This is a genomic window from Myxococcales bacterium (assembly GCA_016716835.1).
GTDB lineage: Bacteria > Myxococcota_A > Polyangia > Haliangiales > Haliangiaceae > JADJUW01.
Map to the genome: position 1 here is coordinate 1,118,414 of JADJUW010000001.1, position 22,318 is coordinate 1,140,731.

The following is a 22,318-nucleotide window of genomic DNA, read 5'->3' on the forward strand; positions in this document are numbered from 1 at the left end:
GCCGAAGGTACCATGAGGCCAACTTTTTAGGCGATGGGTAGGGCCCCTCGCCTGCGGCATATGTCACGACTAACCCCGACGTCGACGACGCGCAACCGTTAGTAGCATGCCAGCTAGGACCAACGGCAGGCCGCGGCTGCCGGCGCCCGCCTCGCCCTGCGCGCTGCAACCGCCGCCGGCGTCCGGCTGAGCTGGGTCGGTGACGAGTGGTTCACCATCTATCGGCTGGCACGTGCCCGCATCGCATCGAAAGCCTTGCGCACAATCATTGTCACCAGCACACGCCGCGTCTGGCATGCCGGAGCAATCGACGTCATCGTCGCCGCACGTGTCATCACACACGCCATCAGAGGCGCACGTAAATTCGTCGCCGAGTTGATCGGTAATAAACGCGAGCGCGCCCGAAACCTTGGTGTCGGCGCCGATGCCTGTGCACACGCCGCCGGCGCTGCCCCATGAATGCACGCCGACGACGGCCGGGACGCCGCTCGCGGTTGTATAAAAAAGTGGGCTGCCACTATCGCCGGCGCATGAGCCCGTGCCGTCCTCGCGATCAAAACAGAAAAAACGCCCGTTGGGCACACCATGCAACGCGCAATCGATGTTGCTGTCTGTCGTTGAGTTCAGCTTGCCGGAGTTGCCATTTTCATCATAGATGCCATAGCCAACCATGGTGTAGCTTGCCTCGGCAAACGCGGCGATGGATTCGCGGCTGACGTGCGCGACACGTCGATCTGCCACCGGTGTTTTCAGCATGATGATCGCGACGTCTTGCCTACCGAGATTGTCTGGGTCTTCCTCGAGCTTGACGTACCCTGGGTGAACCGCGATGTCGGCGACCGAAATTGTGGTCACGGGCGTGTACATCGATAGCGTGTCTACGAAAACAACCATTTCGGCGATCATGCGTTGACGGTCGGCGTCGCCGGCAAATTCGACGCAATGCGCTGCGGTTAGCACGGCATTGGGGGCGATGAGCGTGCCGCTGCAAATAGTGCTCCTCCCTTCGTCATAAATGCCGACGATGGTGGGAAAGTCACCGGCCTTGGCTTGCTGGCCGCCAATGATGGCTTCGGCGTGCGATTCGCTAGTTGCAGCGCCCCCAGGCTCGGCAATGCAGCCGACGAGCGCTAGCGGCGCCCCAACCAACGCCGCGAGAAGCGCACCGGCTGCGGGCCGTATCGAGCGCGTGATGAAGTTACCTGGTGCGGTCGCTGATTTGGCCATCTGTAGCTGTAGAGCAAAGACTGAGCCAACGTAAGCAACTGGATTCGCTAGCAACGGCAGCCCTCATCGCCATTACGTGAGCGCTATCGTACCCAGCGTGTGGAGACAAGTGGCCTCGCACATACTGGTATAATTAAGGGGATTGCAGTCGCCAGACCCAGGCGTGGGGGCGTCCGGTTGATCCAGCAAACTCAACAACTCCAAGTGGTTGTCCTATGGCATGGCCTGTGCATTACCTACCAGCATGACCAGATCCGCCCTACGTAACATCCTCCTCAGCGCTTGCGTGCTGTGGACAGCTGCCCCCGCCGTCTCCCAGGCAGCGCCTCAACGCGCAAGGGTAACGGCGAAGCCCTTCTACGATAAGTTACCCAACTACCTCATCGAGAAAAAAGTCGATAGAAGCGACAATAAAGTCAGGAAGCTAACCGCCAAGAGGGCCCAATTGCAGGCAAGCGATCCGCAGGCGATTCGCCTCGACACAAAGATCGCTCGCGCAACAAGCCGCGGCGTGAAGCTGCGGGCCAAGCAAGCCTACCGTCTGTCCAAGGCTAAACAAGCCAAGGTTAATCTCGACGCGCGCCGCGCCGCCTATGCCGCAAAGTTAGGCACGCGTTCGACGGAGCGCCTGATTTTCGAGCAATGGTTTGCCCGCAATATTGTCACCTTTTTTAACCCCATGAGGACCTATATCCTTGCGGCCTCAGGCGGTTTTGCCGTCGCGGGGAACCTCATGAATGAGCCCCTAGTTTCCATGGCGAGTGTCGCCCTCATGGGAGTGCTGATTTACTACCCCTTGGTTGACGACTATATTAATCCAGAAAATACCTTTAACCGTCCCCCTGCCACGACGAGGGAGAACATCGCCCCATATCACGCCGCCGAACTCATCAAGCGTGGCGTCGTTACGCCGCAAAACACGCTCGCGGTAGAGATTCACGAAGCGGGCTTGCAGCAGGAGCTGCGGGGCCTAAAGATCGCGCGCGATGACGCGTCGCCTACCTCGCTTCCGTAAGCGGCGAGTATACGGCCAGCCTCACCCGAGAGCCCGCAGCTAATCAAGCTGGTGGCTTGGTGGCGTCAGCTCCGGGCTCAGCGGCTGGCGTGGCGGCTTCGGCAGGCGCGGCAGTCGCGCCGGGCTCGCGGCCAGCCTCGCGGGCCTTGCGTTCATCGTCTAACAAGATGCCGCGCAGGCGCACCGAAAATTCTGGCGAGGTGTCGAGCAAAAAACGCAGCTCGGGCGCCTGCCGGATCTGCAAATTTTGCCCGACGATGCGCCGCATAAATGGCGCGGCCGAGGCCAGCGCGGCCATCACCTGATCGGGCTTGCCGCCCTCCCCCAGCATCGACACCCACACGGTGGCGACGCTCATGTCGGCGTTGAGCTCGACCGACGCGACCGAAACCATCGCGCCCTCAAGGCGCGCATCGCGGACGTCGCGCTGGAGCGCCTCGGAGACGAGGCGCCGCAGCGACTGGGCCAGGCGCAGCTTTCGGCTCACGACGCTCGCTCCTCCTGCATTACAGCTTCGCGGCTTCTTCGACCACTTCGTAGGCTTCGATGACGTCGCCCACCTTGAGGTCGTTGTAGCCCGCGACCATGATGCCGCACTCGTAGCCGTTTTGGACTTCGCTGACGTCGTCCTTGAAGCGACGCAAGCTGCCAACGCGGCCCTCGTAAATCTGGACGGCGTCGCGCACGACGCGCAGCAGCGCCTTGCGGGTGATCTTGCCGCTGGTCATCATACAGCCCGCGACCATCCCGACCTTTGGAATCGTGAAGGTGTCGCGCACCGCGGCGGTCCCCATGGCCACCTCGCGGCGAATTGGCGCCAAGAGGCCCGCCATCGCCAACTTAACGTCGTCAAGCGCGTTGTAGATAATGTCGTAGAGGCGAATCTCAACGTCTTCGTGCTCCGCGAGCGTCGAGCTCTTGCCCGCGGGACGCACGTGGAAGCCGACAACAATCGCGCCGCCAGCCTTGGCGAGGCGAATGTCGGATTCGGTGATGCCGCCGACGCCAGCCGCGATCACGTTGACCTTCACCTTGTCGGTGCTGAGCTTGACCAACGCGGCCTTGAGCGCCTCGGCTGACCCTTGGACGTCGGCCTTGAGGACAATCTTGACCTCTTTGGCGCCGTCGTCCGAGATGCGTTCCATCATGTTCTCGAGCGAGACGCGGGTCTTGGCCGAGAGTTCCTTCTTGCGCCATTGCTGGCGGCGATGCTCGACCACGGTCTTGGCGACGCGATCGTCTTCGGCGACGTTGACGGAATCGCCGGCATCGGGCACGCCATCAAGGCCAAGCAGTTCGACCGGGGTCGAAGGGCCAACCTCGAGCACGCTGTTGCCGCGATCGTCGAGCATGGCGCGGACCTTGCCGTAGGTTTGGCCGGCAACCACGATGTCGCCCATGCGCAGGGTGCCCTCCTGGATCAGCACGGTGGCCATCGGGCCGCGGCTGCGATCGAGGCGCGCCTCGATGATGAGGCCCGACGCGACGGTGTCGGGATTGGCGCGCAGCTCCTTCATCTCGGCGGTCACCGCGATGGATTCGAGCAGCTTGTCGACGCCCGTGCCCTGTTGCGCCGAGACGTTGACATAAATCGTATCGCCGCCCCACTCTTCAGGAATGAGACCGTGATCGGCGAGCTGCTGGCGCACGCGCTCGGGCTGCGCATCAGGCAGATCGCACTTGTTGACCGCGACGATGATCGCAACCTTGGCGTCTTTGGCATGGCTGAGCGCCTCAACGGTTTGAGGCATGACGCCGTCGTTGGCCGCAACGACCAGCACGACGATGTCGGTGGCCTGCGCACCGCGTGCACGCATTTCGGTAAACGCCTCGTGGCCTGGGGTATCGAGAAACACGACGTCGCCGTGCCCTGGCACCGCGACCTTGTAGGCCGCCACGTGTTGCGTAATGCCGCCCGCCTCGCCCGCGGCGACGCGCGCCTTGCGGATGGTATCGAGCAGCGAGGTCTTGCCGTGATCGACGTGACCCATGACGGTAACGACCGGGGAGCGCGGCAACGATTCGCCTTCGCTCTTATGTTTGGTGGTGAACGCATCGGCCTCTTGGAAGGCCATGTTCTGCACTTCGTAGCCAAATTCGCCGGCAAGCAGCTGCGCGGTATCGAGGTCGATCGACGCGTTAATGTTGACGCCGACCATGCCCATCGACCACAGCTTCTTAAGCACGTCAGGGGCCTTAATGCCCATGTTGCGCGCCAAATCCGACACCCTGGTGGTGTCTTCGATGCGAATGACGCGCTTGTGATCGGCAGGCGTCGTAACCTGCGTCTGTTTGCCTTTTTTCATCGGCAGCGCGAGGCGACGCGCGCCCATTTGGCCCGGGCGTTGCCCTGGGCGCAGCGGCGGCTGCGAGGTAAACCGGCCGCGCATCTGCAAGCCGCCAGGCCAGGGGCGCCGCCGGTGGTTTGGCGGGGGATCGGGCGCTCGGTGATGCGAATGCGAGGCGGCAGATTGATAATCGTGCCGACCGCGGGTCGGCTCGGATCGCGATTCGGGTCGACCGGTGCGGCCGCCACCGGTGGAGGCGCCGCCTCCATGGTCAGGCGATCGCGCTCTTCCGCTTCGCGTTCGGCGACGCGGGCGCGGGCGCGGGCCAATTCGGCTTCAAAGCGATCGCGCGCATTGCCAAACACCTCGGTGCCTGCGGGCGGTGGGGCGACGGGGGGTGGCATTGCCGACGGCGTGCGCACCGTGACCGAAGGCGACTGCGCGGTCGGCGCGCTGCCGATGGCGCTTACCTGGCGTTGCGGCACGGCGGCCGCAGCGCCCGCGATGCGCACGGAGGCGGGTCCCTCGACAACGACGCGCGAGCGCGTTGTCACGGTCGGCGCAGCCGCAACCGGCGCGGGAAGGATCGGCGCCGCGCTCGGCGGCATGCGGGCCGGCTCACTCGGTTGTTCGACGACAACGGCCGCGCTGCGCGTGACCACGGCAGCCGCAGGCGACGCAACGGGCGATGGCGGCATCGCTGCCGCAAATTCTTGCGCTTCAGGAGCGGGCGCATCGGCGGCAACGCGGCGGCGGATCACCGGCGGCGGGGAATCTGCGGCGATGGCGGGCGCGGCAGGCGGCGCGGCGACCAAGTCGTCGGCCTTGGTCATACGACGACGCACCTGTGGCGGCGCGGACGGCGCGGCGGGCGCGGCCGCGGCGGCAGTCGCCTGCTTGGATGGCGCAGCGCTCGCGGGCGCTCCGGATTTGCCAAATGACTGGCGCACCTTGGCAACATCGTCATCACCGAGCGACGACATGTGATTGTTTACTTCAAGCCCAAGCGTCTTAAGCTTGACCAGGAGCTCCTTGTTCGGAATTCCGATTTCGCGGGCAATTTCGTAAACGCGCATATTCTTCTCCTTGGGACCTTTCCACCACGGTTAGTTGGTGGCGGTACTCCCAGACTGCAGGGGTGACGATAAAGATTGATGAGCCAGGGCCTTCAAGGCCGTGCGCAGCTCGATGAGCGTGCTGCCGCCCAACTGCTGGGCGACGCTGGCGCGCCCGGCACTCTGGCGGCTGCTGGTGGACGCGGCGATCAGGTGCCGCGCATCGAGCCGGTCGACGCACGCCGCGCTGCCATGAACGTACGCGCCGCGCCCAGGGGCAAGGCGCCCAACGGCAAACCCAGCGTACGGCCGGATTTCGGCGGCGGCGGCGCGCGCCCGCGCAACACGCAGCAAGGCCGTCTTGTCGCTGGTTTGGCGACAAACGATGCAGGTGCGGCGCGGCTGGTGCACTAGGCCTGCTCTCCGGTTTCTGAGATCCAGTTGACCGCGCGCTGCCGCAGCTTGGCGAGATCGCCCATGTCGATGCCGGTGGCCGCCGCCATCTCGTCGATGGGCTTGGCGACCAAATCTTGCGGCGAGCGCACGTTGGCCTCGGCGAGGATGCCAAGCACCTCTTCGTCGACGCCGGGAATCTCGAGCAGCTGCTGCGGCCCTGACATTTGCGACCGACGCTCGGCCTCTTTGACGTTGTCGTCGGATTGCACCTTGGAAGCCTCGAACACGTTTTGCGCGGCCTCGATAATGCGATGCGCGCCGGCGACGCCGCCGATGCCATGCACCTGCGCCAGCTCCTCGGGCACGGCCACCGCGACATCGCCCACCGAGCGCCAGCCGAGACGAAATAGCTCGTCGGCGACGTCGAGCGTCATGCCTGGAATTGCCGCGATTTGCTCGCGCGCACGGCGCTCGAGGTCTTGGATCTTGGATTCGGAGTGGATGTCGATGCGCCAACCGGTTAGTTGCGACGCCAGCCGCACGTTTTGACCCTTGCGGCCAATCGCGAGCGATAGCTTCTCGTCGGGCACGACCAGCTCCATGCGATGGCCTTCGGCATCGATAATAACGCGCGAGACTTCGGCGGGCGCGATCGCGTTGCACACGAAGCGCGCAGGATCTGGATCGTACGGCACGATATCGATTTTTTCGCCGCGCATTTCCTGCACGACGGCCTGAACGCGCGCGCCCTTCATGCCGACGCAGGCGCCGACGGGGTCGACGTCGCCATCGCGCGACGACACGGCGATCTTGGATCGCGCACCCGGCTCACGCGCGCTCGATTCGATGCGCACGATCTTCTCGACGATTTCTGGCACTTGTTGCTCGAAGAGCTTCTCGAGGAAGCCCTTGTGGGCGCGTGAGACGATGAGCTGCGGGCCGCGGGCGGTGCGGTCGATGTCAACCAACAGGCAGCGGACGTTGTCGCCGACGCGATAGGACTCGCGCGGCACCTGCTCGCGAACCGGCATGATGCCCTCGGCAAGGCCTAGCTCGACGACGATGGCGCCGCGCTCGAAGCGCCGCACCGTGCCAATAACAATCTCGCCTTTGCGGTCTTTGAATTCGGCAAAAACGTTGTCGCGCTCGGCATCGCGCACGCGCTGCATGATCACCTGCTTGGCGGTCTGCGCGGCGATGCGGCCGAACTGCTTGTGGGCCTGCTTGAGATCGATGACATCGCCGAAATCGGCGTCTTGCTTGGCGCCCAGCGCCGAGTCCTCGGCGCGGTAATAGATGCGAAACACCAGCTCGTCGCCGAGTTCGGCGGCGAGGCCCGCCGTGGCGGCTTGCTCGACGGTGATTTCGCGCCCGAGGATTTCGTCGTCTTCGACGACGGCAATGATGAGCGATAAGTCGACGGCGCCCGTCTCGAGGTTGAACTTGGCTTCCATCTCGCGAGCCATGCCAAACGTTCGCTTGGCCGCGGTGAGGATGGCCTGTTCGAGGGCCTCCACGAGCACGGCCTTGTCGATTTTCTTTTCTTTGCCTACGGCATCGAGGATTGCGCTGAGGTTTTCCATTTGTCGCCTCTTCTGTTATTTCCGCGCCGATTCAACGGATTCGGCGCTTGCTTGTTGGTGTGACGGTTTGGCTTTTGCTGGTTTTTGCTGGTGGTTGGCTTTGCCCTGGGCACGCTGCCCCGGGCGCATGACGATGTCCCAATCGGGCATGAACTTGGCGTGGTCGATGTCGGCAATGACCAACGTGAACGCGGTGCCATCGCAGTTGATTGCGACGGCGTCGCCGCCCATAGGCAGGGTGGTGACCCCGGTAACGAGCCCGCGAAAGTTCTTGCGACCGTCGATGGGCTCGTGCAATGAAATCTTGGCCTCGTGGCCAATCACGCGCCGGAAATGCGCGGCCGTACGCAGCGGCCGATCGATGCCGGGCGAAGACACTTCGAGGCTGTACGCCTGCGGGATAAAATCCGCGACGTCGAGCAGCGCGGATACTTCCTTGCTGATGCGTTCGCACGCCGCAAGGTCTACCGTGGCCGAGCCCGGCTCGTATAAATCGGGCAAGGGCCCTTCGATCAAACGATCGATATACAACCGCAAAACCCAGCCACCCATATCCATGGTGAAGCGGGTGTCGACCAATTCATAGCCAGCGGCGGCACAGGCTGGGCCCGCAAGGGCGAGCGTTTTGGCGGCGATGGATTCGACAGACATGATGCGGTGCGCGATTTTGCTAAAATAAAAGGGCGGGCTGTTCAGGCCCACCCTTGCGAGTGACAACGCCGGTTAGCTACCACCGCCGGCAGCCAAGAGCAAGCCTTTCATGGGGTTGCTGGCGGGGTAACCGTGGCCGGCGCAGCTGGACTCGCTGCCTTGCGCTGCGCCGCTTGCGCCTTAAGCTCTTGAAATGCTTTCTCAATATCTTTGTCTGACATATCAGGGGTGATCTCGATGAACCCCTGCCCCCCAGGCTGGGGCGTCACCTGACCGGCTTGGGTCTCCGGCGGCGTCGGCTGCTGCTGTTCGTCGTACCCTGCGACAAATTGGCCAACTGCGTCGGCGCAGGGCTGGCGAAAACGGATGACGACGAACAACAGCATGGCCGTCATGAGGACGCGAAACATGGCCGGCCCCTGCCACCAGGGGCGACGAGGCTGGTCGATAGCCGGTCGAGCGCGGCGGCGTGGCATGAGGCTGCTTAACCGATCAACGCGGCTTGGGCAAGCGGTGACCCTATTTCAGCCAGGACCGCCAACGAGGGCGCGATCGCGGTGACCTCGAGCTCAACCCGTACGCGACCTTGCCAAACATTTCGCACCGGCGTGGCAATGAGGTCGACGAGGGCACCGACCTCAGGAGCCTGAGCGCCCTGGCCAAACGCAATCGCGGTTCGAATGGCGCCCGAGGCATCAGCAAGCTCGAGCTTGAGATGGCTGCCATCCCCAACACGGCGGGCCCCCTTGACGGTTGCAGTCCGCAACACGAGGCGAATCTCTGGATGCTCCGGTCCAAACGGCGCTAAGGCCTCGAGCTCGCCGACGAGCCGCTCGTCGATGTCGCGCAGCGAGACCTCGGCATCACAGGCCATGCGGACGTGGCTGCGTGGCGCAGACGCGACGTAGGTTTCAATGGCGGCGCGTACCTGATCAATATGTTGCGGCTCAACCGTAAAACCGGCCGCGGCGCGATGACCGCCAAAGCGCGTCAGCCACGGCGCGGCGGCCACCAGCGCCTCATAGACGTCAACGCCGCCGGCCGAACGCGCCGACCCACGCCCAACACCCGCTTCATCGATCGCGATCACAAACGCCGGTTTGCCGTAGGCATCGACCAGCTTCGCGGCGACGATGCCGACCACGCCGTGCTGCCACCCGCTGCCGGCGACGACGAGCGAGGCCGCCTCTGCGTATGCCGCCGCGTGAGTTTTGGCCTGCCCTTCCACCGCGTCTTGCCAGCTTCGCCGCAAGACATTCGCCGCTTCGAGTTCACCGGCGAGCGCGGTCGCGGCCACAAGGTCGGTTGCGAGCATTAACTCGAGTGACGCTCTCGCCGAGCCAATACGGCCTGGCGCGTTGATGCGCGGCGCCAACTTGAACGCGACTTGCTTCGAGGTCACCGCGCCACCTGGCGTTAGGCCTGCCGCCTGCATGAGCACCGCCAGTCCAGGGCGCTGGCCCCGCGCCAGCGTTGCCAGGCCAAGCGAGGTCAGCACGCGGTTCTCGCCGACCATTGGCACCAAATCGGCGATGGTGCCGATGGCGACGAGGTCGAGCCACTCGCGGACATCGGGCAATGATCGCCCTGCAAAGGCAGACTCGTCGCGCAAGGCAGTGCGCAGTGCCGCCATCACGTAGAACGCCAGACCAACCGACGCGAGGCCGGTAAACGGAAAGGTTGAGTCGAGGCGCCGCGGGTTGACCAAGGCATAACTTGGATGCGCCTCGTCGGCAGGTGGCACCGTATGGTGATCGATAATAATGACGTCGACCCCAGCGGCGGCGGCGAGCTGCAGCGCCTCATGATCGCTGGTGCCGCAATCGGTGGCGACCACGACCTTGCAACCGGCATCAAGCAGCGCCTGCATTGCGGCCACGCTTAGGCCATAGCCCATATCGCGCGCCGCGACGTCGACGATGACGTCGGCGTCGAGTTGGCGCAAAAACCCGGCGACCAACGCGCTCGAGGTTACGCCATCGACATCGTAGTCGCCAAACACGCCGACGCGCTCTTGCGCAAGGACGGCCTGGCGCAGCCGCGACACGGCGCGCTCAAAATCCGGCAGGCCCTCGGGACGGCGCAGCTGGCCTAGCCGCGGCGACATGAAGGCCGCGAGCGTGGCATCGTCATCAAGGCCACGGGCGACCAAGATCTTGGCGGTCGCGGCGGTGACGCGCAACGTATCGCGCACCTTGGCCACGGCGTTTGGATCGACAGACGGCGCAGTGAACACGCCTGCTTGCTAGCACGCCACCCTGACGCAGCGCGTGCCGTTGGAGATCGGCTCCGCGCGGTCTTTAGGCTTCGGCGAGCGTGCGGCCAGTCGATTTGGCCGACGCGCCGCCGTAGAAGCGCTTGGAGATCCACAGGAACAGTGGCGTCGCCATAAAGATGGTCGAATACGTGCCCGAGATAACGCCAATGTTCATGGCGAAGGCAAAGTTGCGCACCAAGCCGTCGCCGACGATATTGAGCACGAGCGTAACCGTAAACAGCGTCACCGACGTCAGGATGGTGCGCGACAGCGTTTCGTTGATTGAGAGGTCGATGATGCGCTCGAGTTTTTTGTCGGGATGCTTGTCGATGTTCTCGCGAATGCGGTCGAAGATGACAACCGTATCGTTGGTTGAGTAACCGATGACGGTGAGCAGCGCGGCGACGCTGGTGAGCGACACCTCGGTCCAGGTTAGCGCAAAGACCCCGATCACCATGACGGCGTCGTGCAGCGTGGCGAAGATGGCGCCCGGCGCGTAGCGGATATCGAAGCGAAACGCCAGGTAGAGCGTGATGAGCAAGAACGCGTAGAATAGCGACTTGATGGCATCATCGCGCAGCTTGTCGCCAGCCTTGGCACCGACCCCGTAGGACTGCATCACCTGGACATCGACGTTGCCCATGGCCTGCTCGATGGCTAGCTCGTACTGGCGCGCGATGCCCTGCACCGCCAAGGCTGCCTTGTATTCGCCGGTTACGTCGTCGAGCTTGTGGAATTCCTTGACCTCACCACCCCACGGCTTCATCTCGAGTTTCACGCTCGCGAGCGCGGCCCCAGCGGCCGCTTCCTCGATTGGCGCCTTGGAGTAGACAAACAACCTATCGCCGGACCATGAGCTGCGCGTGATCTGCGACGACGCGAGGGCGGTGCCGATGGCGGCGATGGCCTGCGCCTGCGTCTCCGGCGCAACCGCGCCAAAGCGTGGTGTCCGCACGACGACGCCCTTGACCTTGACGTCGCCTTGCGGCGTCTGCTCGGTCCACGTCATGTCGGTGATATCAAATGAGCTGTCGACGGTCTTAATCGCGCTGCGCACCTCGCCTAGGTCTGGCGAAAAATAGGCGCCTGGATTGGCCTTGTCTTTAAAGGCATAGACCATCTCGGTGCCACCGGAAAAATCGATGGTCCAGTTGAGATACTGACCCCGCGCCGACTTGTTGTAAAAAAGCAACGCGATAAGCGCCGCGATCACGAGGAGCGAAATGCTCACCCACGTCCGCGCATGCTTGACGAATTGAAAGTTAGTGCCAGGTCGCAGCAGATAGCGAAAGTTAAATTTGCTTGGGCTAGACATCGCTATGGCTCCTTAGATCGAAATCTCGGCAGGGTTGCTCTTCTTCGCGAGATACCAGTCGAAGAACAGACGTGAAACCCAGGTGGTGGTGAACAGTGACGTCGCGATGCCGACGAGCAACATGACCGCGAACCCCTTAATTGGGCCCGAGCCAAAGCTGTAGAGGACAAAGCCGGCGGCGGCGCTGGTGAGTTGGCCGTCGAGGATGGCGGAGAAGGCGCGCGAGAAGCCGGCATCGACCGCGCCACGCACGGACTTGCCTTCCAAGAGTTCATCGCGAATCCGCTCGTAGATCAGAATATTGCCGTCGACCGCCATGCCGATCGTGAGCACCAAGGCGGCTATCCCGGGCAGGGTCAGCGTGGCGCCAAAGGCGGCCATGGCCGACAGCATCATGAAGACGTTGAGGAAGACGACGACGATCGAGATCCAGCCGCTGAAGCGGTAGTAGTAGACCATGATGCCGATCACGAGCAGGATGCCAAGCCCGAACGACAGCTTGGCCTTCTCCACGGCGTCGCTGCCTAGGGTTGGGCCGAACTCTGAGAATGACTCTTCTTTGAGTGGCGCGGCGAGGGAGCCCGTCTTGAGCACGACGACCAGGCCGTTGGCCTCGGCCATGCGCTCATCTGGGGTGCCCGAGCCGACGCTAATTGAGGCCTGCGTCGAGATGCGCTGCTGAATCTGCGGCGCGGAACGCACGCGGCCGTCAAGCACGATGGCCATCAGGCGGCCGACGTTGCTGCCCGTGGTATCGGCAAAGAGCCGCTGGCCCATGCGATTGAACTGGACGATAACCTCGGGTTGGTTGGTTTGCGGATCAAACGAGGCCGCGGCATCAGACACCGACGAGCCGGTGAGCCTGACGTTGCTTTCCATGTAGATCGTGCGCCAGGTTTCTTTGCCGGCCGCGCTCTGTAGCTCAAAGCCTAAGGTGCGGTCGTCCGGGACTGCAAACGATGGGTCAGCGGCGGCGAGGCCGGCGACATAGCGCTCGATCACCATGCGGCCGGTGATGTTGCACAGGACGAGGCCATTTTTGATGATATAGGCGTTGGTCGCCGGATCGCGCTCGCACTTGAGCTCTTGCTCCCTGGCCTGCTCGACCGCGACTGATTCCTTGCGATCTTCGGCGGTAAAGGACACCGAGTTTACCGTCTGGCCGTTGGCGTCGGAGCGCTCGGAGAAGAAGCCCTTGATGCCTGCGGCGGCCGCGGTGGGTTCTGTCGGCACGCCTGCGGCGCGGTCGACAATGTTGAGATGCTGGTAGAGCTTGAGCAGAAACGGCCCGTTTTCGTCGACAATGCGAAACTCGAGCTTGGCGGTGCGCGCGATGGTCTCGCGCACGCTCGCGACTTTTTCTTTGGCGAGGCCCGGTAGCTCGACGATGATGTCGTCGCCCTTGGCGACCACGTTAGGCTCGGCGAGGCCATTGGCGTCGATCCGCTCGCGGATGGTTTCCACCGCGTGCGTTAGCGCCGCCTTGCGCGTGCGCTCGGCGAATTCGACCGAGACGCGAAAGCAAACCTGCGTCATGCCTTCAGCCGCCATGGTGCAAGGTGTCTCAACGATGGCCGAGGAATACTCGGCGGCAGCGAAGCGGGCAACCACTTCGTCTTTGAGGGCCGCGTCGGCAAACCTCGCATTGACGACGCCAATCTGGGTTTGCGGGGTGGTGAGCGCCACCTTGCCTGCCGTGCGTTCGCTCTCGGCAAACGCTTCGTCAAGGTTGCGCTTGATCTCCGCGGCCTTGTCACGCACCGCCTCGTTGAGATCGATCGAGTAAACAAATTGCACGCCGCCGCGCAAATCGCTGCCGAGGTTGAAGCGCTTGTCAAAGATGGCGCGCACCCAGCTCGGGAGATTCTCGGGGCCAACCAGGGACGGCAGCAACGTGAGGCCGCAGAGCGCCACGATTATCGCCAAACCTATCGAACGAAATTTGAGACTTCGATCCATAATTCCTCAATCAATACGCCGCGAAATAGCGGCCACGCAGTCAGACAAACCCACCAGTATGGGCGGCGGAACTTACCGAAAGCGGTCCCGCGCGACTACCTTATGGGGCACGAATATCGGGCCTACTTGGGCCTTGCAAAGAATTTAGGCGCTGGCGGATTCAGAGCCGGTGGCGTCGGCAGGCTTGCGGCCCGAGGCTTCGGCCTTCTTACCTAGGCCGTCCCACTTGGCGTCGACGTACGAGCGATGCAGGCGCGCCTTAGCTTTGTCTTGGAATTCCAAGACGATAACCTCGTCGGATTCGACCGAGACGATCTTGCCAATGAGGCCGCCGCGGGTGACGACTTCTTCGCCTTTGCCGAGCTTGGCGAGCATGGCTTGGTGCTCTTTTTGCTTCTTAACCTGTGGGCGGATCATGAGGAAGTAGAAGATGCCGAACATGACGGCCATCATTAGAAGTGGGCTAGCTGCTTGCATGGCCGGCGGGGTACCACCGGCCTGGACTTGGCGCAAGGGGATTTCCGCGAAGCCAGTTCAGTTAGGTAGCCGGGACACCGTCACGCAAGATCCCGGCACGCAGCCCCGCCATGTGGCGCGCGTAGTAGGTGAGGTTGTGCAGCGTGGCAAAGCGCGCGTAGGTGAGCTCTTTGGCCCGATACAAATGCCGCAGATAGCCGCGAGAAATGGTCTGGCAGCCCTCGCAAGGACAGCCCTCTTCCACCGGGCCGGTGTCATCTTTGTATTTCGCGTTGGCGATAAGCACTTTGCCGGTGGCGGTAAATAGGCAGCCGTTGCGCGCGTTGCGAGTTGGCATCACGCAATCGAACATATCGACGCCGGCGGCGACCCCGGCCGAGAGATCGGCCGGCGTGCCGACGCCCATGAGGTAACGCGGCTTGTTCGCCGGCATGACATGCGCGAAGCCATCGAGCGTGCGGTACATGTCGGGGATCGGCTCGCCGACTGAGAGGCCGCCGATGGCAAAGCCGTCAAATGGCATCGCGGCAAGCTCGGCAAGATGTGCGACGCGTCGCGCGACATCGGTGCCGCCCTGCACGATGCCAAACAGCGCCTGCCCTGCCGGCCTTGCGACTTGCAGGCAGCGCGCGGCCCACGCGGTGGTGCGGCGCATAGCCAGATCGTGCACCCGCGCGTCGGCATCGCCGGCGGGACATTGATCAAACGCCATCGCGATATCGGAGCCGAGGATGCCTTGAATTTCGAGGGAACGCTCGGGCGTGAGGCGATGGCGCGAACCGTCGATGTGGCTTTGAAAGGTCACGCCGTCGTCGTCGATCTTGTTAATGCCGGCGAGGCTAAACACTTGGAAGCCGCCCGAGTCAGTGAGAATCGGACGGTCCCAAGCCGCAAAGCGATGCAGGCCGCCAAAGCGCTGCATAATCTCCAGCCCGGGTCGTAGATACAAATGATACGTGTTGCCGAGAATGATCTTGGCATCGACGCTGCCGCTTGGCGCCGGGGCCGATAGCTCGCGCGCCGTCATGGCCTTGACGACGCCTTGTGTGCCTACGGGCATAAACACGGGCGTTGGGATGCTGCCACGCGGCGTGTGCAAGATGCCGGCGCGCGCGTGGCCGTGGGTGGCGAGCAGCTCAAACGAAAAACCGGGGGTGGTTAGCGGCGTGACGATCGACATGTCATTCCTAGGCGCCACTAGCTGGGGGCATGAGCGTTGCCAAGGCGGCTTCCGCAACGCCGTACGGATCGTCGCGATGCGCGGCGAGGCGTGCGGTTGCTTCGGCGATGGTGCCTTGCTCGGCAAAGAGCTGTTCGACGCGCTGGGCGAGGCCGGCGCGGATGAGCTCGCGCACGTGGGCCAGGGCGTGTTGCGCGGCCCGTTGCTCGCGGCGCGCGGGCGAGGCGTTTTGTAAGTCGCGATGCGCGTCGATCGCGGCGGCGAGTTGCGCCACGCCGGAGCCTTCGCTTAGGCCTTTGGAGGCAATGGTCTTGATAATTTCCACATCCTTGCGTTCGCCTGGCGCGCGCAGATCGAGCATGTGCAAGAGGTCGCGCTCGGTGCGTTCGGCGCCTTCGCGATCAGCCTTATTGATCGCCAGCACGTCGGCAATTTCCAGAATGCCGGCCTTGATGGCCTGGATGTCATCGCCCAGGCCCGGCACGGTGACCACCACCGAGGTGTGGGCCGCGCGCATGACGTCGACCTCGTCCTGGCCAACGCCGACGGTTTCGATCAGGATGCGATCGTACTTCATGGCGTCGAGCACGACCGCGACGTCGAAGGTGGCGCGCGACAACCCGCCCATGTGGCCGCGCGTCGCGAGGCTGCGAATAAACACGCCCGCGTCGAGGGCGTGGCGGTTCATGCGGATGCGATCGCCGAGGATCGCGCCGCCGGTAAACGGCGAGGTTGGATCGACCGCGATGACCGCGACGCGCTCGCCGCGCGCGCGATAAAAACTAATGAGGGCGTCGACCACGGTGGACTTGCCCGCGCCAGGATTGCCGGTGATGCCAACGATGTAGGCGCCGCTGCTGGCGCGATAGAGCTGCTTGAGCGCCGCCGTGACGTGCGGCTGGCGATCGTCGATATCGCGCATGAGGCGCGAGGCGACCCGCACGTTGCCGGCGAGGATATCGGCGACGAGGCTGTCTATGGTCCTGGGCGCGGCGACGTCACTCACTTGGCGACGCCCCCCGTGACAAGCCACTGCAAGGCTTGCACCTCGCTGGTTGCGACAAACGCGTGGCTCACGCCCGCGGGAATTTGCACGACATGAAATGGGCCGATGTCCTGCGTCACCTTGCCGACGGTGAGCTGCCCGGTGCCCTGTTGCAGATAGAGCAATTCGGTCACGCCGGGTGCATTGACATGGGATTCGATTTTCTTGCCCGCGGGCAAACGGAGCACGGCGATGTCAAAGGGCGCGTGGTCGGGGTCGCCCACACGAACGTGGCGAATGGGCGTTTCCTTTTTTGGTGCGCTTGCAAACGTCCGCGACGGCATGGCGCCGGCGCGCAAGGTGCCTTCGATGCCGCCGGGCGCCAGCACGACGGCAAACGACGCGGCCTTGTCGGCGACAAAGCGACGAAACTCTCCTGGCGCAAGCAATACGACGTCGCCTGCGCCAAGCGACCTTTTGTGGCCGCCGACGACGAACTGTCCCGGGGTAAGCGCGACCCAGGCCTCGTGGCGATCGGCCATGCCCCACCCCGTGTCGCCCTTTGCGTCCAAGGTCACCTCGACCATGGTTGCGGCGCGCTGCCCACTATTTTTGGCGTCGAGCAGCGTCGCGATGCCCATGACGGCGCCTTGTTTGCTTCCGACAAAGCGGCGGTCGACGGCGTACTGGCCTGAGGGCGCGGCAAACGCAAACGGGAGGTCAAACGCCGCGCCGCGCATGGTCGCCGTCCATGGATAGGCTCGCACGACCGCCATGACGCAAGCGGAAAGCGTTTTGTCCTTGGTGGTGTCCGCCCCAATATCTACTTCGGGCACCTTGGAAAATGGAAAGCCAGGTTTGCCAATTGGCCATTGTAACCGCAACGTCAGCTCGCCGCGCAGTTGATAGTCGTCGGCGGCCGCCGCGGCCCAGCATTGATGGACAATGGGCCGCAATTGATTGACCGCCAACTCGAGGGCGACGAGCTGATCTTCGCTGCGCGCCTCGACGTCTTTGGCGGTATCGCTCGGGCGCAGATCGGCCGATGGGTCGACGGCGGTCTGCGCTTGTGAACGCGGCGTGCCGGCGCGACCGCCGCATGCGGCGACCGCGAGCGCCACGCCTAGCGACAACAGCGAAACATTGCAGGGCTGCCTCATGGGGAGGCCTCTACGCCGGCAGCCGCGGCCGTAGCTCGGTCTCGACCCATGTTGTGATCTCTTGCGTGCTCGCACCTGGCGTAAAAATCTTAGCGATGCCAAGCGCATGCAACGCCACAATGTCGGCCTTGGGAATGATACCACCGCCAAAGACGCAGACATCCCCTAGGCCCTTGGCGCGTAAGGCTTCGAGCACCGCGGGGAAAAGCGTCATGTGCGCACCCGACATAATCGAAAGCCCCACCGCATCGACGGCTTCTTGCATCGCGGTGGCGGCAATCATTTCGGGCGTTTGATGCAGCCCGGTGTAGACCACTTCATAGCCCGAGTCGGCCAAGGCGCGCGCGACGACTTTCGCGCCGCGGTCGTGGCCGTCTAGCCCCGGCTTGGCCACCAAAATGCGAATCTTGCGAGAATTGGCCGCGCCGGGCGTCACAGGCGTTTCGCTGCTCATGGGGCCTTATACCACGCTTGCTTCGGCCAAGAGCTGGCGCGCAATCACGATGCGCTGAATCTCGCTGGTGCCTTCATAGATGCGGGTGACGCGCACGTCGCGACAGGCCCGCTCCACCTCGTAGTCGCGCGTGTAGCCGTAGCCGCCGTGAACTTGCAGCGCGACGTCGCAAATGCGGCCCGCGCTTTCGGTGGCAAAGAGCTTGGCCATGGCCGCATCCTTGCTGAACGGCTGCCCCGCCGACTTTTTGCTGGCGGCGAGCATGACCATCCAGTGCGCCGCCTCAAGCTCGGTCGCCGCATCCGCCAGCATTTCAATGATGGCGCCATGGCGAATAATCGGCACGCCGAATTGCTGACGCTCGGTGGCATACACGGTCGCGCGACGCAGCGCTGCGCGCGCGATACCCACGGCTTGCGCGGCGATGCCGATGCGCCCGCCATCGAGCGCCATCATGGCGAGCTTGAAGCCGTCGCCGAGCTTGCCGAGCAGCGCGTCGTCACCCACGACCACGCCGTCGAGCGCGAGCGGCACAGTTGTCGAGCCATGCAGGCCCATCTTATCTTCGGGCTTGCCGGCCGAAAGCCCCGGCGTGCCGCCTCGCACCAGGAACGCCGAAATGCCGCGCGCGCCCGCAGCCGGATCGGTGACGGCCCACACCACAAACAGGCCCGCGCGATCGCCGCTGGTAATCCACTGCTTGGTGCCATTGATGACCCAGGCGTCGCCTTGGCGCACCGCCGTGGTTTTCATGCTTGCAGGGTCTGAGCCCGCGTGGGCTTCTGATAAGGCAAACGCGCCTACGCAATATCCGCCACTGACGATCTTGGTGACGTGCGCTTGCTTTTGCGCCTCGGTGCCAACCGCGGCGATGAGCTCGGCGACCATGTTGGTGACGCCAATGGCGACCGACACCGCCGCGTCGGCGGCCGCGAGCTCCTGCATGGTGAGCGCGTAGGCGATGGCACACGCGCCGGTGCCGCCGTAGGCCTCCGGCACCGCAACGCCGAGCAGGCCTAGCTCGGCCGCCTGCGCCAACTCAGCCACGGGAAACGTGCTGTGGATGTCGCGCTCGATGGCGCGCGGCGCGAGTTTCTGCTGGGCAAATTGACGGGCCGTTGCTTGTACGAGCTGCTGGGTTTCCGAAAGTTCAAATTGCATACGGGCTCCTCACATGGCGCCGGCTCACGGCGCGGCGGTAAATTCTACTTTGCTGGTGTAACCGCGATTGGCGGTGATCACCCACGCGGCGATTTCCGTGGCGGCACAGTCCGCCCACGTGGCATCAATCGGTTGCGCGCGGGAAAACCCAACCGACAAGACCTGCCCACGACCGCCAACGTAGGCGGTCGCCGTCACGTCGCTTTGGTCACCCCAGGTTTTTCCCAGCTTGATGAGCCCTAGGATGAGCGCGCCGCGCACGCGCAACGGATCAAGTGTTAGCGGCCGCTTGACGGCGGGAATTTCCATCGGCAGCGCGACCGTTGCCGGACCTCCTTTGGGCTTGGGGAATGACAGCTGCGACGCCAAGGTGAGGATGCATGTCTCCGCCGCCCACGAGCCTAGCGTGCTCTTGCGCAAGATCGCCGTGGTCACCTCGCCGGTAGGTGCGACCTCCCACTGCAGTTCAATGTCGCCACCCAGCCAGGGCGCCTCGTACGCTTGGGCGTAGACACACGCGGTGATCGATTTGACGTGCGGCTCCACGGTCTCGAGCACTTGCTCCGAAGACAATGTGCCGACGCCAGAGATGACTTCGAACTCTTCTTCCGACGGCGACGCCTCATAGGGTGCCTGCGCTGGGCCCCGATCGGCGACGGGCGCGGGTGCGGCGACGCGCGCCGGCTTGCCGCAGCCGCCAAAAGCAAAAATAATCACTGCGATTGCGCCAGGCCTGTTCATATCGTTCCTTACACGCCTGCGAAGTAATAGGTTTGTGAGAACTCGACATCCCGCGGCAGGGCCTCGAATTGCAAGCCTTCGATAAATTCGATGAGACAGGTCTCGAGCAGCTTCGACGTGCCGGCGCCGCTGATCACCTTTGATGTGTGCGCCTTGCCGGCCGTGCCGACCATGAACGACAACGAGATTTTGACACTTTGCGAGGGCTTAAGCTCGCCCGCGTCTTGCGCCGCTTGCACGCAGCGCGAGGTCGAGAAACGTTTGCGCGCCAGCAGCGTGTTGACGGCCTCGAGCTTCTCGGGCGCGATGAGTTCGTCCGCTGACGCTGGCGTTGGTTCAGCCTCTGTCGCGACCTCACCGACCGGCGCCTTGGCCGCGGGCTTGCCGCAAGCCAGCGCCAGCGACGCGACCGCGCCTACGACGAAGGCTTTGACGCCGTTCATGGCGTCACCTCTTTGGCCAGCTGCGCCGCGATGACGATGCGCTGGATTTCGCTGGTGCCCTCGTAAATTTCCGTGATCTTGGCATCGCGAAAATGTCGTTCCACGGGATACTCGGTGACAAAGCCGTTGCCGCCAAAGATTTGCACCGCCTCGCGCGCGGCATCATTGGCGATCTTGGAGGCGTAGAGCTTGGCCATCGCCGCCTCCTTGGTAAACGGCTGCTTTTTGTCTTTCAGCCACGCCGCGCGCCACGTGAGCAGCCGCGCCGCGGCGAGTTCGGTGCCCATGTCGGCTAGCTTAAAGCCGATGGCCTGGTGCTGGCCAATCGCCTTGCCAAACGTGCGCCGCGTGGTCGCATAGCCCAGCGAGTCATCGAGGCATGCGCGCGCGATGCCTAGGGCCTGCGCCGCAATGCCGATGCGTCCGCCATCGAGCGTCGACATGGCGACCTTAAAGCCGCCGCCAACCTCGCCAAGCAGATTTGCGTTGGGCAGCCGCACGTCGTCGAGAAAAATTTGCGACGACTTCGAGCCGCGGATGCCGAGCTTGTCATCAGGTGGGCCGCATCGCACGCCTTTGGCGTCCATGGGCAAGATAAAGGCGGTGATGCCCTTATGGCCCTGCGCCTTGTCATTCATCGCAAACAACACGCAGATGTCGGCGACCGGGCCGTTGGTAATCCAATTTTTGGTCCCCGAGATGATCCAACCATCGCCATCGCGCTCGGCCGTGGTGCGCTGCGCAGCGGCATCACTGCCGGCTTCGGGTTCAGAGAGCGCAAAGCAGCCGAGCAGCCCTCCCGACGCCAGCGGCGTGAGATAGGTCGCCTTTTGCGCCGGCGTGCCGAAACGCAAGATGGGATCACACACCAGCGAGTTGTTGACGCTCATGATGACGCCAGTAGAGGCACAGGCGGCCGAGATTTCCTCCATCGCCAGCGCGTAGCTAAGTGTATCGAGCCCAGCGCCGCCAAATTCTTCGGGCACCGCCATGCCCATGAAACCGAGTTCCGCCATCGCGGCGACAAGTTCTTTGGGATGGCGATGATTGCGATCGATCTCCGCGGCTTTGGGCGCGACCTCGGCACGCGCAAACTGCCGCGCGGTCGCCTGCGCCATGGCTTGATCTTCGGTCAGGGTAAACTGCATAGGCGCTCCTTACGACCCGGTGTAGGCGGGCACGCGTTTCTCGAGAAACGCCGCCATGCCCTCGCGTTGATCGCGACTGGAAAACAAATGGCCAAAGGCCTGCGTCTCGACGCGCAGGCCTTCGTCGAGCGCCATCGATTGGCCGCTATCGAGCACGCGCTTGCAGGCCGCGACGGCCAGTGGCGCATTGAGCGCGATGCGGGCGGCGAGCGCGTCCGCGGCCGTGCGCAGCTCGCTGTCGGGCACCAACGCATCGACGAGGCCGATGCGCAACGCCTCTTCGGCGGTGATGACGTCGCCGGTGAGGCAGAGTTCCTTGGCCTTGGCGAGGCCAACGCGGCGAAGCAGGCGCTGCGTGCCGCCAAAGCCAGGAATCACGCCGAGCTTGACCTCGGGTTGGCCGAATTTGGCAGCGGGCGTGGCATAGATAAAGTCACAAGCCAGCGCCAGCTCGCAGCCGCCGCCGAGCGCGACGCCATGCACGAGCGCGACATAGGGCACGCGCGAGCGCTCGATGGCCTTGCCGAGCTGACTGCCGCGTTGCGAAAACGCCTGCGCCTGCTCGCTATTCATGGCGGCCATCTCTGCGATATCCGCGCCCGCGACGAAGGCCTTGGGCCCCGCGCCAGCCAAGGCGACGACGCGCACGGCTGGGTTAGCTTCGAGCTCGATCACGCCGGCTTCAAGTTCGGCGAGCACGGCGGCAGACAGCGCGTTGCGTTGCGCGGGCCGATTGATCGTTAGCACGCCAAGCGGCCCATGAACCTCAACCAAGATATTGGCGTATGACATAGCCATGGGTTTATAGCCCATGGCCGCCTTT

Annotated in this window: 22 protein-coding genes; 1 reads left to right on the forward strand and 21 read right to left on the reverse strand. The window is 63.7% G+C overall.

All coding sequences use genetic code 11. The features are described 5' to 3' along the window. Positions 1–69: 69 nt before the first annotated feature. Positions 70–1,227 carry a S1 family peptidase gene (locus tag IPL79_04970; protein ID MBK9070340.1) on the reverse strand — a complete coding sequence of 386 codons (1,158 nt, stop codon included), beginning with the start codon at positions 1,225–1,227 and terminating at the stop codon, positions 70–72. Positions 1,228–1,435: 208 nt separating this feature from the next. On the opposite strand from IPL79_04970, the gene IPL79_04975 reads away from it, so the two are divergent. Then, complete coding sequence (locus tag IPL79_04975; GenBank protein ID MBK9070341.1) at positions 1,436–2,242, forward strand: hypothetical protein; 807 nt, start codon at positions 1,436–1,438, stop codon at positions 2,240–2,242. Between the two features lie 43 nt (positions 2,243–2,285). Here IPL79_04975 and rbfA read toward each other — a convergent pair whose 3' ends face one another. The 20 genes from rbfA to IPL79_05075 all read right to left on the reverse strand — a co-directional run bounded on the left by rbfA (position 2,286) and on the right by IPL79_05075 (position 22,287). After that, a complete protein-coding gene (gene rbfA, locus IPL79_04980) occupies positions 2,286–2,729 on the reverse strand; it encodes a 30S ribosome-binding factor RbfA (GenBank protein ID MBK9070342.1) in 444 nt (147 codons plus the stop codon). Positions 2,730–2,748: 19 nt separating this feature from the next. Next, on the reverse strand, positions 2,749–4,575 hold the full coding sequence (infB, locus tag IPL79_04985) for a translation initiation factor IF-2 (GenBank protein MBK9070343.1): 1,827 nt from the start codon (positions 4,573–4,575) through the stop codon (positions 2,749–2,751). Beyond that, complete coding sequence (locus tag IPL79_04990; protein ID MBK9070344.1) at positions 4,545–5,606, reverse strand: translation initiation factor IF-2 N-terminal domain-containing protein; 1,062 nt, start codon at positions 5,604–5,606, stop codon at positions 4,545–4,547. The genes infB and IPL79_04990 overlap by 31 nt, the downstream gene beginning before the upstream one ends. A 30-nt stretch (positions 5,607–5,636) precedes the next feature. After that, positions 5,637–5,996: a DUF448 domain-containing protein gene (locus tag IPL79_04995; GenBank protein MBK9070345.1), complete on the reverse strand. Its 360-nt coding sequence runs from the start codon at positions 5,994–5,996 to the stop codon at positions 5,637–5,639. Further along, positions 5,996–7,564 carry a transcription termination/antitermination protein NusA gene (gene nusA, locus IPL79_05000; GenBank protein MBK9070346.1) on the reverse strand — a complete coding sequence of 523 codons (1,569 nt, stop codon included), beginning with the start codon at positions 7,562–7,564 and terminating at the stop codon, positions 5,996–5,998. The genes IPL79_04995 and nusA overlap by 1 nt, the downstream gene beginning before the upstream one ends. 15 nt (positions 7,565–7,579) lie before the next feature. Then, positions 7,580–8,215, reverse strand: coding sequence for a ribosome maturation factor RimP (locus tag IPL79_05005; GenBank protein MBK9070347.1), 636 nt, complete (start codon positions 8,213–8,215; stop codon positions 7,580–7,582). Between the two features lie 107 nt (positions 8,216–8,322). After that, on the reverse strand, positions 8,323–8,625 hold the full coding sequence (locus IPL79_05010; protein MBK9070348.1) for a hypothetical protein: 303 nt from the start codon (positions 8,623–8,625) through the stop codon (positions 8,323–8,325). 74 nt (positions 8,626–8,699) lie between these two features. Continuing rightward, entirely contained in the window at positions 8,700–10,451 is a 1,752-nt protein-coding gene (recJ, locus tag IPL79_05015) for a single-stranded-DNA-specific exonuclease RecJ (GenBank protein MBK9070349.1), read from the reverse strand. Between the two features lie 64 nt (positions 10,452–10,515). Continuing rightward, entirely contained in the window at positions 10,516–11,787 is a 1,272-nt protein-coding gene (gene secF / locus IPL79_05020) for a protein translocase subunit SecF (GenBank protein MBK9070350.1), read from the reverse strand. Between the two features lie 12 nt (positions 11,788–11,799). Continuing rightward, a complete protein-coding gene (gene secD / locus IPL79_05025) occupies positions 11,800–13,701 on the reverse strand; it encodes a protein translocase subunit SecD (protein MBK9070351.1) in 1,902 nt (633 codons plus the stop codon). A 189-nt stretch (positions 13,702–13,890) separates the two neighbouring features. Beyond that, the gene (gene yajC / locus IPL79_05030; GenBank protein MBK9070352.1) at positions 13,891–14,223 is read right to left on the reverse strand and encodes a preprotein translocase subunit YajC; all 333 of its coding nucleotides are present in this window, start codon (positions 14,221–14,223) and stop codon (positions 13,891–13,893) included. Positions 14,224–14,284: 61 nt separating this feature from the next. Continuing rightward, positions 14,285–15,403, reverse strand: coding sequence for a tRNA guanosine(34) transglycosylase Tgt (tgt, locus tag IPL79_05035; protein ID MBK9070353.1), 1,119 nt, complete (start codon positions 15,401–15,403; stop codon positions 14,285–14,287). A gap of 7 nt (positions 15,404–15,410) precedes the next feature. Continuing rightward, positions 15,411–16,325 (reverse strand): methylmalonyl Co-A mutase-associated GTPase MeaB, encoded by a 915-nt coding sequence (gene meaB / locus IPL79_05040; protein ID MBK9070354.1) that lies wholly within the window; start codon positions 16,323–16,325, stop codon positions 15,411–15,413. Positions 16,326–16,405: 80 nt separating this feature from the next. Continuing rightward, a complete protein-coding gene (locus IPL79_05045; GenBank protein MBK9070355.1) occupies positions 16,406–17,548 on the reverse strand; it encodes a cupin domain-containing protein in 1,143 nt (380 codons plus the stop codon). Between the two features lie 10 nt (positions 17,549–17,558). Then, complete coding sequence (locus tag IPL79_05050; protein MBK9070356.1) at positions 17,559–18,002, reverse strand: cobalamin B12-binding domain-containing protein; 444 nt, start codon at positions 18,000–18,002, stop codon at positions 17,559–17,561. Positions 18,003–18,008: 6 nt separating this feature from the next. Beyond that, positions 18,009–19,163 (reverse strand): acyl-CoA dehydrogenase family protein, encoded by a 1,155-nt coding sequence (locus IPL79_05055; protein MBK9070357.1) that lies wholly within the window; start codon positions 19,161–19,163, stop codon positions 18,009–18,011. A gap of 24 nt (positions 19,164–19,187) precedes the next feature. Further along, complete coding sequence (locus tag IPL79_05060; GenBank protein MBK9070358.1) at positions 19,188–19,904, reverse strand: AgmX/PglI C-terminal domain-containing protein; 717 nt, start codon at positions 19,902–19,904, stop codon at positions 19,188–19,190. Positions 19,905–19,912: 8 nt separating this feature from the next. Then, complete coding sequence (locus IPL79_05065) at positions 19,913–20,347, reverse strand: hypothetical protein (GenBank protein ID MBK9070359.1); 435 nt, start codon at positions 20,345–20,347, stop codon at positions 19,913–19,915. Then, positions 20,344–21,495, reverse strand: coding sequence for an acyl-CoA dehydrogenase (locus tag IPL79_05070; protein MBK9070360.1), 1,152 nt, complete (start codon positions 21,493–21,495; stop codon positions 20,344–20,346). The genes IPL79_05065 and IPL79_05070 overlap by 4 nt, the downstream gene beginning before the upstream one ends. 9 nt (positions 21,496–21,504) lie before the next feature. Next, positions 21,505–22,287, reverse strand: a complete 783-nt coding sequence (locus IPL79_05075; GenBank protein ID MBK9070361.1) for an enoyl-CoA hydratase/isomerase family protein — start codon at positions 22,285–22,287, stop codon at positions 21,505–21,507. Positions 22,288–22,318 lie beyond the last annotated feature (31 nt).

Bases quoted from the DNA above. Each gene is read 5' to 3' on its own strand.
- nusA (MBK9070346.1), bottom strand. From the start codon at position 7,564: ATGGAAAACCTCAGCGCAATCCTCGATGCCGTAGGCAAAGAAAAGAAA.
- IPL79_05070 (MBK9070360.1), bottom strand. From the start codon at position 21,495: ATGCAGTTTACCCTGACCGAAGATCAAGCCATGGCGCAGGCGACCGCG.
- tgt (MBK9070353.1), bottom strand. From the start codon at position 15,403: ATGTCGATCGTCACGCCGCTAACCACCCCCGGTTTTTCGTTTGAGCTG.
- IPL79_05005 (MBK9070347.1), bottom strand. From the start codon at position 8,215: ATGTCTGTCGAATCCATCGCCGCCAAAACGCTCGCCCTTGCGGGCCCA.
- IPL79_05010 (MBK9070348.1), bottom strand. From the start codon at position 8,625: ATGTTTCGCGTCCTCATGACGGCCATGCTGTTGTTCGTCGTCATCCGT.
- meaB (MBK9070354.1), bottom strand. From the start codon at position 16,325: ATGCGCGATATCGACGATCGCCAGCCGCACGTCACGGCGGCGCTCAAG.
- IPL79_05055 (MBK9070357.1), bottom strand. From the start codon at position 19,163: ATGCAATTTGAACTTTCGGAAACCCAGCAGCTCGTACAAGCAACGGCC.
- IPL79_05045 (MBK9070355.1), bottom strand. From the start codon at position 17,548: ATGAGGCAGCCCTGCAATGTTTCGCTGTTGTCGCTAGGCGTGGCGCTC.
- yajC (MBK9070352.1), bottom strand. From the start codon at position 14,223: ATGCAAGCAGCTAGCCCACTTCTAATGATGGCCGTCATGTTCGGCATC.
- IPL79_05065 (MBK9070359.1), bottom strand. From the start codon at position 20,347: ATGAACGGCGTCAAAGCCTTCGTCGTAGGCGCGGTCGCGTCGCTGGCG.
- IPL79_04990 (MBK9070344.1), bottom strand. From the start codon at position 5,606: ATGCGCGTTTACGAAATTGCCCGCGAAATCGGAATTCCGAACAAGGAG.
- infB (MBK9070343.1), bottom strand. From the start codon at position 4,575: ATGGGCGCGCGTCGCCTCGCGCTGCCGATGAAAAAAGGCAAACAGACG.
- secF (MBK9070350.1), bottom strand. From the start codon at position 11,787: ATGTCTAGCCCAAGCAAATTTAACTTTCGCTATCTGCTGCGACCTGGC.
- IPL79_05075 (MBK9070361.1), bottom strand. From the start codon at position 22,287: ATGTCATACGCCAATATCTTGGTTGAGGTTCATGGGCCGCTTGGCGTG.
- IPL79_05060 (MBK9070358.1), bottom strand. From the start codon at position 19,904: ATGAACAGGCCTGGCGCAATCGCAGTGATTATTTTTGCTTTTGGCGGC.
- IPL79_04970 (MBK9070340.1), bottom strand. From the start codon at position 1,227: ATGGCCAAATCAGCGACCGCACCAGGTAACTTCATCACGCGCTCGATA.
- IPL79_05050 (MBK9070356.1), bottom strand. From the start codon at position 18,002: ATGAGCAGCGAAACGCCTGTGACGCCCGGCGCGGCCAATTCTCGCAAG.